The sequence below is a fragment of the Methanohalophilus euhalobius genome (assembly GCF_900215215.1).
GTDB classification, from domain to species: domain Archaea; phylum Halobacteriota; class Methanosarcinia; order Methanosarcinales; family Methanosarcinaceae; genus Methanohalophilus; species Methanohalophilus euhalobius.
Map to the genome: position 1 here is coordinate 122,850 of NZ_OBDR01000004.1, position 13,394 is coordinate 136,243.

12 protein-coding genes are annotated in these 13,394 nt (G+C 41.5%); 4 read left to right on the forward strand and 8 right to left on the reverse strand.

The window, feature by feature from the left end:
- The 4 genes from CP947_RS05720 to CP947_RS05735 all read left to right on the forward strand — a co-directional run bounded on the left by CP947_RS05720 (nt 1) and on the right by CP947_RS05735 (nt 6,615).
- Entirely contained in the window at nt 1–1,638 is a 1,638-nt protein-coding gene (locus CP947_RS05720; RefSeq protein WP_165868959.1) for an ATP-dependent nuclease, read from the forward strand.
- Between the two features lie 92 nt (nt 1,639–1,730).
- A complete protein-coding gene (locus CP947_RS05725; RefSeq protein ID WP_243641481.1) occupies nt 1,731–3,029 on the forward strand; it encodes a Fic family protein in 1,299 nt (432 codons plus the stop codon).
- 76 nt (nt 3,030–3,105) lie between these two features.
- Nucleotides 3,106–3,285, forward strand: a complete 180-nt coding sequence (locus tag CP947_RS05730; protein ID WP_096712271.1) for a type II toxin-antitoxin system HicB family antitoxin — start codon at nt 3,106–3,108, stop codon at nt 3,283–3,285.
- 177 nt (nt 3,286–3,462) lie between these two features.
- Nucleotides 3,463–6,615, forward strand: coding sequence for a type I restriction endonuclease subunit R (locus tag CP947_RS05735; protein WP_096712272.1), 3,153 nt, complete (start codon nt 3,463–3,465; stop codon nt 6,613–6,615).
- Nucleotides 6,616–6,643: 28 nt separating this feature from the next.
- Here CP947_RS05735 and CP947_RS10390 read toward each other — a convergent pair whose 3' ends face one another.
- The 8 genes from CP947_RS10390 to CP947_RS05770 form a co-directional block, all read right to left on the reverse strand.
- On the reverse strand, nt 6,644–6,898 hold the full coding sequence (locus tag CP947_RS10390; RefSeq protein WP_128754409.1) for a hypothetical protein: 255 nt from the start codon (nt 6,896–6,898) through the stop codon (nt 6,644–6,646).
- 278 nt (nt 6,899–7,176) lie between these two features.
- On the reverse strand, nt 7,177–8,826 hold the full coding sequence (locus CP947_RS05740) for a DUF2070 family protein (RefSeq protein WP_096712273.1): 1,650 nt from the start codon (nt 8,824–8,826) through the stop codon (nt 7,177–7,179).
- A gap of 606 nt (nt 8,827–9,432) precedes the next feature.
- Entirely contained in the window at nt 9,433–9,606 is a 174-nt protein-coding gene (locus CP947_RS05745) for a heavy metal-binding domain-containing protein (protein WP_096712274.1), read from the reverse strand.
- Between the two features lie 73 nt (nt 9,607–9,679).
- A complete protein-coding gene (locus tag CP947_RS05750; protein WP_096712275.1) occupies nt 9,680–10,477 on the reverse strand; it encodes a mechanosensitive ion channel family protein in 798 nt (265 codons plus the stop codon).
- Between the two features lie 95 nt (nt 10,478–10,572).
- The gene (locus CP947_RS05755; protein ID WP_096712276.1) at nt 10,573–10,989 is read right to left on the reverse strand and encodes a DUF1284 domain-containing protein; all 417 of its coding nucleotides are present in this window, start codon (nt 10,987–10,989) and stop codon (nt 10,573–10,575) included.
- Between the two features lie 43 nt (nt 10,990–11,032).
- On the reverse strand, nt 11,033–11,440 hold the full coding sequence (locus tag CP947_RS05760) for a fasciclin domain-containing protein (protein WP_096712277.1): 408 nt from the start codon (nt 11,438–11,440) through the stop codon (nt 11,033–11,035).
- Between the two features lie 29 nt (nt 11,441–11,469).
- Nucleotides 11,470–12,006, reverse strand: a complete 537-nt coding sequence (locus CP947_RS05765) for a KH domain-containing protein (RefSeq protein WP_172425455.1) — start codon at nt 12,004–12,006, stop codon at nt 11,470–11,472.
- A 16-nt stretch (nt 12,007–12,022) separates the two neighbouring features.
- The gene (locus CP947_RS05770; protein WP_096712278.1) at nt 12,023–12,814 is read right to left on the reverse strand and encodes a serine protein kinase RIO; all 792 of its coding nucleotides are present in this window, start codon (nt 12,812–12,814) and stop codon (nt 12,023–12,025) included.
- Nucleotides 12,815–13,394 lie beyond the last annotated feature (580 nt).

Genomic DNA, 13,394 nt, shown 5'->3' on the forward strand with positions numbered 1-13,394 from the left:
TTGCAAATAACTGAAATATATGTCAAAAATTTTAAAAGTATAAAGGAATTGACTTTTTGCCCGACCAAATATTTGAATGCATTTATAGGTTCTAATAACTCAGGAAAAACTAATCTTTTTTCTGCAATTAATTTTGTTCTTGGAGAACGGTACCCGACTTTTAATTCAATTTCAAAAGATGATTACTATAAAGGGAATGATGACGATGATATGTGCATAAAGATATCTTTTGATGACGGTAACTATTTAGAATTTACAAGTGAGTGGGAAACCCCTTATCGGCAGATTAAAAGTGGGTTGAATATGTCTGGTAATTATTGTAACAATGAAAATAGACAAAAATATTGTTCTGCTTATGTTGGAGTTAGAAGAGAGATTAATGATTATATGCCTTCTAATAAATGGACTCTCATGGGTAGATTTTTACAAGAAGTAAATGCTCAGTTTTTAGAAGAACGCCTCCCTCACGAAGACAAAATGAAAAGTGATGAGCTTAAAGAGCAATTAAACAAAATAAGAGATGAACTACTATTTTCGGTCGAAGATCGATCTGGAAAAAATGTTATGGAAACTTTTTTGTCAATTATTAAAGAAGAAACATCAAAACAGATAAGTGGCTCAGATTGTGATTTTGATATACATATGAACATGTACGACCCATGGAACTATTACAGATCATTGCAGTTTGTTGCCAGTGATCATACAATGGGTTTGGATTTAAAAGCATCACAACTTGGTATGGGGTTACAGGCATCTTTAACGATAGCGATATTGAAGGCTTATGCTCAATTGAAATTAAGAAATCAACCACCGATATTTATTGATGAGCCAGAATTATTCCTCCATCCCCATGCAGAAAGAAACTTTTATTCTGTATTACGTGAATTAGCTGAAAACGGCACTCAAGTATTTTATACAACTCATTCTCCTAGTTTTTTATCTGTAAAACACTTTGATGAGATATTTGTAGTTCGGAAACGAAATGCAGAAACATATTTGAAATTTGCAAATATTAATAATTTTGTTCAAGATCTTTCTAATCGAAAAGGAATTACTTCTTCAGAAGAAGATTTAAAACTTCACTATGCCAATGCATATGAAAATACTGGGAATTCAAAAGAAGCAAATGAGGCCTTTTTTGCAAATAAAATTATTCTGGTGGAAGGGCAGTCTGAAAGTTTACTCTTACCCTACTTTTTTGAGAAAAAAGGGTATGAGTATCTAAAAGAAGGAATTTCAATCGTTTGCTGTGGATCAAAAGGCGAACTTGATCGCTTTTACAGATTGTATTCTGAGTTTGGAATCCCTTGCTATATCATTTTTGATGGGGATAAACAACTAGAAGGAACTGATGAAGAAAGGGCGAATATTGGAAAAAATAAAGACTTAATTTCATTACTAGATTCAGGGGGCATTCCTAACTATCCCGATAATACTCCACATGATAAATATTTGGGATTTGAAAAGACTTTAGAATACAATTTGGGATTTGATACTTCCAAAAAAGGATTAGATTTATTTTTGCAGTTTAAGAAAAAATATGAATCAAAAGAAGTACAAATCCCTTCATGGGTAGATTCATTAATAGATCAAGTCTCTAAGCTTGATGGTGAAAGTGAATCGATATTACAACTTTAATCTCCAAAAACTACCAATTCCTACCAAATTGGTAGTAATCTATTTATTCCAATAAATACCAGAAACTACCAGAAACTAACGGATTGGTAGTTATGAAGGTTCCGCAGAAGGCCCCGAATATGTGGGCGGTGATTGAGAAGTATCCTGATGCGTATTCGCTGTTTGTTGATCCCGGGATACAGGAGATTGTTGCAAAATATAACCGGGATTACCTGCACTGGGAGGAGCTGCGCCGCAGGAAACTGCCGGTGGAGGCGGAAAAACTCTGGGCTGTGATCAAAAGCAGCAGGTCTATGCAGGCACGACACATCGAATTCGGGGAATGGGACTTCCAGTACGTGCAATCCAATGAAACCCTGCGCAGGCTGCACCTGCTGGACACCCGGGGAGCCGGTAATCTGGAAGGTCGGCCGGGCGGGGTCAGTGCTGCGGATCGCAGGCGGTATATCGTCAACTCCCTCATGGAAGAGGCCATCGCCTCCAGCCAGCTGGAGGGTGCGGCCACCACCCGGGAAGCCGCCAAGCAGATGCTGCGGCAAAAACGCCGGCCCCGGGATTACTCCGAGAAGATGATCGTCAACGGCTATCGCACCATCCGCAGGATCGCCGACATGAAAAGCAGGACCATTGACGTGGACACCCTGCTTGAAATTCACAGGGAGATTACCCGGGATACCATGGAAAACCCGGCGGATGAGGGGAAATTCCGGGACAACAACGACATAGTGGTAGCCAATCCGCAGGACAGTAGTAAAATCTACCACACCCCGCCGGACTACCGGGAAATCCCGGCACACATGCAGGAATTCTGTGAATTTGCCAGCAGCGATGAAGACGAATTCATCCATCCCCTAATCAAAGGGATCATGCTGCACTTCCTCATCGGCTACATCCATCCCTTCATCGACGGCAACGGAAGGTGTGCGCGTTCCATCTTCTACTGGTACATGCTCAGCCGGGGCTACTGGCTCTTTGAATACATGCCCATCTCCCGGATATTGCTTCACTCCAAAACGAAATACGCCCGCGCCTACCTTTACACCGAAACCGATGACAATGACCTGACCTATTTCATAAACTACAACCTCTCGGCAATCGAAAGAGCCCTGGAAGACCTCGAGGAGTATATCGTTCGCAAAAAGGAGGAGCAGGCCACAGCCATGCAGCTGATTGAAACCGCTGAAAACTTAAATCTCCGGCAGGCCGACATCCTCAAAACCCTGCTTGAAGAATCCGACAGGCTGTTCTCCATCGCCGAAATAATGGGTAAATACAATGTTGCCTACGACACCGCAAGACGTGATATGCAATATCTCTCGGAACTGGGGTATATTGAGCAAATAAAGGTACGCAACAAATTGATGTACAGATATTCAGGTGTAACAGGGTGAACTAAATCTCGATGCCTTACCTCCAGTCAAATCAATACAATCAAATTTAATATACCAGAAACACGGATGATTAACTATGGAATATACAGTTGTTCTTGAGGTCGCAGAAGAGGATGGGTACACGGCACGCTGTCTGGAAATCCCATCGGCTATAAGTGAAGGTGACACAAAGGCAGAAGCCCTGGAGAATATCCGGGAAGCCATCGAACTGGTGCTTGAAGTGTCTCCTCAGGCAGTCCAATGTTGCAATGGATAAATTTTGTAATTTTTAAGCAATACATCAATTCCTGAAATTACCAAAAACCACCAATTTCTACCGGATTGGTAGTTTTTATCATCTTCTCCGGGCATCTCTTGCTATAAATTAATAAAATATATCTAATAGTAAAACAACATATTCTGCAATATCCTAATAAGTTATGGGAAGTAATTCATGCCGGCCATAATCTCCGAATCCGAAATAGAGGAAGCAGCCCTGGATATTCTTGTAAATGATCTGGGTTATGGATACCGGTACGGTCCTGATATTGCTCCAGGGATGCCTGATCAGGAGCGGGCAGGTTTTTCTGATGTGGTTCTTGAGAAGCGTTTGCAGGATGCCATCGCAACCCTCAATCCCGATATCCCTGTGCAGGCCCGGGTGGAAGCGCTGAAAAAGGTTATCCGGGAAGAAAGTCAGGACCTGGTGCACAGCAACCGCAGTTTCCATAACATGCTTGTCAACGGTGTGGATGTGGAATACAAAAAGGATAGCGGGCAAACCACCTATGATAAAGTCTGGCTTTTTGATTTTGAAAATTTCGATAACAACGATTTTCTGGCTGTAAACCAGTTCACAGTGGTAGAGGACAGGCATGAACGCCGGCCGGATGTAATTCTTTTTGTAAATGGGCTGCCTCTTGTTGTAATCGAATTAAAGAAACCCGACAACATGGAGAATTTTGAAGACAACGACCTTCTGGATAATGCCTACAACCAGTTACAGACCTACAAAAAAGAAATCCCTTCCCTGTTCCGCTACAATGCCATACTTGCAATCAGCGATGGGCAGGATGCCCGTGCGGGAACCCTTACATCAAGCAGGGAATGGTTCCTCTCCTGGAAGACCCTGGACGGAGAGAAAATTGCCGAATTCCTGGTGCCACCCATGGAAGTCCTCCTGAAAGGCATGTGTGAGCCGAAAATTCTTCTTGATCTTACATGCAACTTCATTGTATTTGAGGAAAATCACGGTCCTATCAGCAAAAAACTGGCCCGTTATCATCAGTACCATGCGGTCAATAAAGCCGTGGAAAAAACCAGGATTGCCGTCTCTGCTGAAGGAGACCGCCGATGTGGGGTTGTATGGCATACTCAGGGTTCCGGGAAAAGCCTGTCAATGGTTTTCTATTCGGGCAAAATTGTACAGTATCTTAACAATCCTACCGTCGTGGTAATAACAGACCGCAATGATCTGGACGGCCAGCTCTTTGAGAATTTTGCACGATGTCATGAGCTTTTACGCCAGACGCCGGTACAGGCAGAAAACCGCAATCATTTAAGGCAACTATTGTCAGTGGCCTCAGGCGGCATAATATTCACCACCATACAAAAATTCCTTCCCGGGGAGGATGAAGATCGCTTTCCGGTGCTTTCGGAAAGGAGCAATATTGTTGTAATTGCAGACGAGGCTCACAGGAGTCAATATGGTTTTGATGCAAAGATTACCCGGAAATACGATGGTGCACAGATACATTACGGTTTTGCAAAACACATGAGGGATGCTCTCCCTGAAGCCTCCTTCATCGGTTTTACAGGGACTCCTGTAGAACTGGAAGACCGCAACACTCCTGCAGTTTTCGGGGATTACATTGATATCTATGATATCGAGCAGGCTGTAAGGGACAATGTAACCGTCCCGATTTATTATGAAAGCCGCCTTTCCAAACTGGAGATCTCAAACGAAGTCAGGGAAACCCTGGATTCGGACTTTTACGGGATAACCGAAGGCCGGGAAGATTATGAAACTGAAGAATTGAAAAGTCGCTGGTCACGGCTTGAGGCGGTTGTCGGAAGTAAAGACAATCTCAGCAAACTTGCCGGCGACATAATAGATCATTTTGAAAATCGTCTTGAAGTACTTGAGGGCAAAGGTATGATTGTCTGTATGAGCAGGCGCATGTGTGCAGACCTCTACGCCGAAATCACAAAGCTTCGCCCTGACTGGCACGACGATAACGATCTTAAAGGTAATATCAAGGTGATAATCACAGGCAGTGCCACAGACGAGTCCCGGCTTCAGCCCCATATTCGCAGCAAGACCCAGAGGCTTAAGGTCAGAGACAGGATGCAGGACCCTGAAGACCCTCTAAAGATTGTCATTGTATGCGACATGTGGCTCACAGGTTTTGATGCTCCTGCCCTTCATACCATGTATTTTATAAAATGGCTTACCGGTCACAACCTCATGCAGGCAATAGCCCGTGTCAACCGGGTTTTCGGTGATAAGCCCGGCGGCCTGATTGTCGATTATGTAGGTATACTCTATGATCTCAAAAAAGCCATGAATAACTATACGGAAAACGGCGGTCGGGGTGATCCTGCCAGTTTTAAGGAAGAAGCTATTGCATTAATGCGTGAAAAATATGAAATTGTAAAGGATATGTTTCATGGTTTTGATTATCAACGTATATTCTCCGCCTCGCCCCGGGAGAAACTTTTAATTGTACGGCAGGGTGCGGATTTCATTCTATCCAAAGGCAATACTGATAAGGCAATGGATGATGAAAAGAAACGCTACATTAAACATGTGGCCGAACTTTCCAAAGCTCTAGCTCTCTCCAAACCTCATGAAGAAGTGGATAAAATCAATGAAGAGGTAGGTTATTTTCAGGCCGTACGATCTATTCTGGTCAAGATTGACCGAAGTTCTGCAAAATCAAATCGGGAAGTAAATTCGGCAATCAAGAATCTTGTCTCCCGGTCGATTGTAACTGATGAAATAATAGATATCTTTGATGCAGCCGGGCTCAAAAAACCGGATATATCCCTCCTGTCTGAAGATTTCCTCGATGAAGTGCGTTCACTTCCCCAGAAAAACCTTGCCTATGAGGTCCTGAAAAAATTACTCAATGATGAAATCAAAACCCGGACAAGGAAAAACCGGATTCAGGGTAAATCTTTTGCAGAGATGCTTGAAAAATCGGTTAACAAATATAAGAATCGCAGTATAGATAATGTGCGTATCATTGAGGAGCTCATTGAACTGGCCCGTAAAATGCGGGAGGCAGATCTGCGCGGGGAAGATCTCGGTCTCACTGATGAAGAACTTGCTTTTTATGATGCCCTTGCAGCAAATGAGAGTGCTGTTGATGTGCTTGGCGATGATACCTTAAGGCTTATGGCTGAAGAACTCGTGCGCCTGATCCGCCAGAATGCCACAATTGACTGGACCCTGCGCAAAAACGTGCAGGCTAAAATGCGGGTAAGCATAAAGCGACTGCTCAAAAGATATGGTTATCCTCCGGACAAACAAAAAATAGCAACCCGAAATATCCTGGAGCAGGCAGAGATAGTATGCAGGGATGCGGCAGTTTCTGCCGACTGAATTGTAAATAAAGCATAAAAAAAAGAGTTCAGGCCGATTGCTGAACTCTATCGAACTTTTCCTGCATCTCCTGGGCAGGTTCACGGTCCATTCTTGTTCTCAAGAGGATCACAATGCTGGAAGGGATAAATCTCTGAACGATCTCATAAAGGTCAAAAATCCCTCCGGACAACTGTTTCCACAGGATCACCATGACACCGCCTTTCCTCCGAGGACTGCATTTCTTGTCACCTTCCTGGAGAACAGGGAAAAAATGATAGCCGGCCCAAAAGCAGCCAACCACTCATATCCAATGCCTGGGAAGTTAGAGCTGTTACCCATTTGTTCAATCTCCTGCCGCCAAGAACATAGTCAGACAGCTTTTCGGTTCTTTTATAGCGATAAAACCGATTGTCAACATAAAAAGGAGATATAAGGAAATTATGGCTGCAATGCTCTGACTTGCGGCTGTCATTTCTATGAATAGTATCTCCTGTGGAAACTATTATCAATAAACATTCTAAATATTAGTTATTAATGTTCTGTTATATACAAATCTCTCCTACAAGAATATTTTAGTTTTCACAGGATCCACAATATCAATGCTATGTATAGCAAGAACAGGGCAAGAGGGATAATGCGTGCAAGTATGTTGATGCTGTAGGCCAACCCCATGTAATCATCCTTGAGCAATTTCATAGGTTCGGCCCTTTTACTGGTAAAACCAGCACTAGCTTTTGATACAATTTGTCCGGCCCTTTCGATAACCTCTTTCAGGCTTTCCGGGTCTACATGCCTATCAGCTATCATGTTATGGATGCTGCTATGGGTGTCGGTGGTAAACATGATGATTTCATCAAACTCGTTCTCATGTTGGCGGGCAATATTCATCATCTCATGGGAGATGCCGTTTCCCTCAGTCCCGAAAATCAGGACTTTCTGATCGGCAACCTCTTCGATAAGGGCAAATTTGGGTGTGTCTGGGACCTCGGTGGCAAAACCTGCCCTATAATCGTAGAGTTCACACTTGTCCAGTTCGTCGAGAAAATCTTTTAAGCAATTTCTGAAATGCTCGGCTTCCACCGTGCCATACATGAGCTGGTCTTTTGGTTCCTTGTTGCGTTCATGGTTGTGGAGATCTATTATCACCACTTTGTTGAGGTCCAGGATTTCTGTAAATACAGGTATCTCGTAATCTCCATATTCTTCAGCTTCCATGTAGACTATTTTCTGGTCCCCCCATTTCCTTCCGTAAAATATCAATTTCCCGTAATCCTTCTTCAGCAGTTTAGAGGCCTGGCCAACTGTTTCAGGCCTTTCGAATGCTTCTATTATCTTGTCAATGTCATGGGGATTTGCAGGATCGGATTTATGGGTGGATGGAACATGCAGGAAAAACCCTTCACTGTTATTATTCAGGTGATTTATTATGTCTGTGGATGCCCTGCCTCCGCCGAATCCTTCGAGTGGGCCGGGATGTATCCAGGGGATTGCAATAATGGATTCTCCATTTTCATTTTTCAACAGTAGGGTCTGTACATCTGGTTTTACAAAATATCCCAGATCCAGAATTTCCTGTTTTTTATGCATCATTCCGGAGAACAATTTAATAGCTGAAACATTCACGTTGGTACTTATCAGATATTCTGCAAGTAAAAAAACCAGCAGGATTGCTATACCTGTCAGGAAGAAAACGCCTAATTTTTCCACGTAAGTCACATAAGTTATATCTTGTTCCCGGCCCAGAAAAATGTGATAGGTGGCAATTATCATAAGTGGATGTGCCAGGCTTAATATAGTGATTCTTTTAATATTTTTGTACCCCAGCGTTGATATCAATACGATCATGCTGATCAGGAATACCGTAATAACCGCAAGCCAGAATATGTTCCAGCTGCTTGCAATTCCTGTTGGCTCGGCGGCACTCAGGATCATGCCATATATAAACAGGATAAATTCGCTAAATAGAGCTATGAAGTAACTCCATTTGCGGGGGTACTCCTCAAATGACAAATGGTAAATCTCACCCGCAATAAGTGTCGGGATTACGAAAACCATCAATATTGTCTCTATAATATAATGAACACTCAATTCCAGCGGGGATACTGATGATAGGAAAAAATTAACAAGTACTCCATAAAGGCAACCTGATACTATTACAGTGGCAATCACCGTTTTCATCGGTGGGATGCTGAATATCACTTTCTTGAATACATCGATATTGTCAGCCATTGATTTCAGTTAGTTAATATTGCATGCCCTTTATATATATTTTGATTTCCTTCTATTTAGTTATGGCATAAGTTTATTTTGTTTCTGCAATGGAATGTTCTTGTATCTCATATTTCCTGAATAATTTTAATTTAATATTTTGTTTATATTATAAGTCTTGTTATATTTTTCCTTTTACTTTGAACTATCATTATATATATGGGTACAATATATATTATATAATAAAAACATTTATATTTGTAGGATTTTTATAATTATTTGATGTCAGACAGGTATTTGGGAGGTGAGGTGGCAGGTCCCTGCATTGCTAAATTTGCCTGATACATTTTCCAGAGGTACAGTCGCAGAATACTGATTCTTAGAATATGATACAAACCACTCGGAGTGCGAAACACACGATAATAAGTTGCTTCCTACAGATTTCCGGAATTGCCTGTCGGCCCGTTTTCCCTGTCCATACCCCCTCTTTCCTGCCTCTTCATGAAACTCCTTATTCACCTCCCGTCCCCCCGGACTGGTTTTAGCGTGGTTTGAATTATTAAGCCTTTATACCCTTGCAGGGTAAAATCAATTTTTCTTTTTTGATCAGATTCATGGTATCTGCCATCAAGTACAATTGTTATTCTGCTTTGAGTAATCTTTAAGTTCCCCTCCGACTACATTCTTCAGAGTTGTCCCTATATCGCTACCAATATGTCTCGATTGTACCGTATTTCCCATCACGATACCAAGAATTTTTTGTTGTTTTCCATCAACGGTTTCAGTAGTGGTAATTATCAAGATAAGAACTCCATAATAATATTGGTATTCCCATACATTCTATGTAAGAAGAATAAAAAAATATGGGATGTCATCACTCTTTATCGAGGTGGACATCCAGCTGTGGGAATGGAATCTCTATTCCAAATTCTCTGTAGGCCTTGAAGATATTTTCTGTGAGTTCTTTCTTTACATTCCAGAAATCCTCTGTTTTTGTCCAGGCACGAAGCTGCAGGTTTACAGAGGAATCTGCAAGTTCGGTTGTCATTACTGCAGGGGCAGGGTCTGATAGCACCTTATTGTGGGATTTCATTGTCTCAATGGCAATTTCAATGGCCCTGTCTATATTGGAACTGTAACTGATTCCTACATCAACACTTACTCTTCTGGTGGGCAGGCGTGTTGCATTGATGATCGGGTTTCCCCAAACAAGCTTATTAGGAACGGTAATGAATTTGTTATCCGGTGTAAGAAGTTCGGTAGCCATAATCCCAACACCTGAAACAGTCCCTGAGATGCCGTTTATTTCTACGTATTCATTTTTGTCTATGGGCCGCAGCGCAGCAATCCATATTCCGGCGCCCAGATTTGTGAGTGTATCCTGCATTCCAAATCCAAGGATTAAACCAATCACGGCTGACAATCCCAGAACTACAGGTCCGACATCGAAATTCAATGTAGACAAGGTGGCAAGGATTACAATAACGTAGAGGAGAATGCTGAAAAACCTTGCCAGGAAGTCAATTACAAGTGAAGGTAGTTTTGTTCTGGAAATACTGTCTTTAAACATTCCTGTAAGGATGCGGGCAATTATATAGCCTGCTACCAGTACTACCAGGGCCGCCCCGATGTCCCATACTGTAAGGTTGTTGAATTGAAATACTTCTGCCATTCTATCCTCCTTGAACCAAAAGTTCACTCCATAAAGAAAATGGGGGCATAGGTATATAAAACAGATGTTACTTTGACTTCAAGGTATGTTTTGCATTATATGCCAATAATTCTTTTTTTACAGTAGCCGAGACTGTACCATTGGCATTCAGAACAAATATTATCGAATTTTTCTTCATCGATATATTTCAATTTTTTGAGAATTTCGCTATACAGGTAATGTTTTCCAAAATCAATTCCAAGAGAATCAGCTACTTTTCTGTCGAGCATTTTGACTTTCGTTTCAACTTCACAACCAATAGGACTTATTTTAGCATTTTCGCTTTGTGAATCAATGATTTTCAGTTTGGGGCAGGCTGTGCAAATACAATCCGGAGTATTTGTGACCTCTATCAGGAGATTGCAGCTGTTTATTTTTTCAATAATGTTTTCCATATTATCTATAAACTGTTCAGAATAACCCTTCCCGATGAAGCCCTGGATGCAAAATATATGGTGTGCCCGGATTTGCATTTTTCATCCACATCTAAGAAAGTTAATGGAAAATGAGTACTATTCAGGGTACGAGAATATCTCCTATGGAATGTATGATTCCATTGCTGCATTCTATATCAGGTTTAAGGATCGGCGTGTTTTCCACAAATATTTTCCCCTCCTTTTCCCTCAACCTCAATTTGTTGCCTCCTGTCGTAGTCAATGTGGTATTTTCGCGGAGGTCTTCGCTGCTGTATTTTCCTTCTACTATATGGTAACTAATAATATCTCTAAGATAATCAAGATCTTCGAAGGCATCGTCTATCACTGAATCAGGAATGGGTTCAAAAGCACTTTCCACTGGCGCAAAAATGGTGAAAGGCCCTTCTGTGGAATACTTTTCCATAAGGTCAAGTGCTTTGGCTGCTTTTAATAGGGTGGGGAATTCTCCCATGTCCTTTGCGGTTTGGATAAGGTCCTTTGATTCCATTCTTGTCTCCTATGGCTAATTTTGTATGATTAATAGGAATCCAGCTGAGCTTGCATCAATTCTTTGTGCTTTCTTTCGAGGAAACTGTAAACGGGGCCATGATTTGATCCTTCTATGAGCATTTCAACTGCAGTTCTCATAATTTGGATTTGCTCCGGGTATCCTATGAAACTGACTGTTTTTCCATAGATTGAGATTTTCACTCCGATTAGGTTTTCAGCAATTTCGCGAGTTTTACCTCCTTTGCCTATAATCCTGCCCTTTAGGCGAGTCATTTCCTTATTTGTAGATGCATATTTTGAAAGATCAATAACCTCCAACATCAGCAGATCTTCATCCAGCATAGGTATTGTTTTTTCAGGGTTGAATCCTCTTCCAATGGCTTTGATTGTTTCTATGGCTCTGAGGGTTCCTACGGGGTCATCTCCCTGTATGACTTCCACGCTCCCATTTTCACTGTCGATGTTGAGTTGTGAAGATGATTTTTCTTCTATGAATTTTTTAGTCTGGCCTTTTGGCCCGATGATTGCACCAATTCTATCTTTTGGTATTTTTAAATGCGTCATGATTTTCAACCTGTGTTTACTTGTTTCTTTGTTTTTCGGTAATAATCCTTAAAAGTTCTTCTTCGTCGGGCTGTATGCCGTATTTCTTGAAGTGGCGGGCAAGGTTTCTGATATCTCGTTTTAGAAAGTCATTTGCCGATGGATGCTCCAATGTTACAGATTGCCCCATGTCTATGAGATATGGTTCAAGGGTAGATGGATTGAGCAAAATATTGTATTCGCTAAGGTCTCCATGTACTAGCTTGGCTTCATTGTAAAGAATCTCGAGGTAATGTATAATGGTATCAAAAATCATTTGTGCAGATTGTTCGTTAATTTTTACTTCTTTTAGAAGGGGGTAGGGTTTGTCTCCTTCTCCGATAAATTCCATGGCAAGTATGTTTTTGTGAGTATCTATTGGTCTGGGGGTGGCTATGCCACATTCCCTGGCACGCATAAGATTGCGGTACTCTTTTTTTGTCCATGCATATATGATGTCTTTTTTCTTGTGGCGTATATTGCTAAAACGTGGGTCTCCACTTATGTATTCATCCATGGAATTAAAAGTGCTTGAAGATATGCGGTATATTTTGAGTGCAACATTTTTGTCTTTGCCTTCTGCAAGGAACACATTTGCCTCCTTACCGGTGCTGATAGACCCACCGAGACTTTCTATCACACCTTTTCTTGCCAGGTCATACAGAGCTTTGAGTGTGGTTTCATCAAATACATTTTCCTTTACTTTCAGGTCCTCACTGTCTTTGCGTCTGATACGCATTTTATCGACATCTGTGTCGAGTTTCCGTATGTCTTTTGATTTTTTTACCATGCTGGCCACATCTTCTCAATATATATTTCCCGGGATTTGCTTTTGCAATATTTTTTGTGGGATCTTCGTATTTTGTTTTGAAATATGCCAGCTTGATAGGTTCTTCATTCTATTTATGCGTTCCATTTATGAATGATTTGTTTTTTTGAAGTTCTCCACATTTCATTTCAATATTTGTTTGTATGATAACTATTAATACGAGTGAACATATGTAGGAATCCCGCTCAATGAATGGGTGCAGATGTAGCATTCAATGTTTGCAGCTGCTTGCTACCTGTTTGTTCAGTGGAAATTAATAATGCAAATGTTTATATGCGTTCAGTGCGTATATATGTGTCCTGTCAATGGCACAGGATTGGTAACCTTTCTCATGCGTAAACCCATGCTGGTTTACCGTATGACGTGTTCCGGCTCTGCCGGATGCGAAGGTTTATATATCAAAAGCAATATTCATGAGTTCCCGCGCATAACGCGTTGGGAAACCTAATCACCTTCATATTCATGGAGACAGGAGATAACAATTCTGTCTGACTCACGCAATGGCAGTTCGGTGAATTCTGATCGTTAGTATTAAGAATTC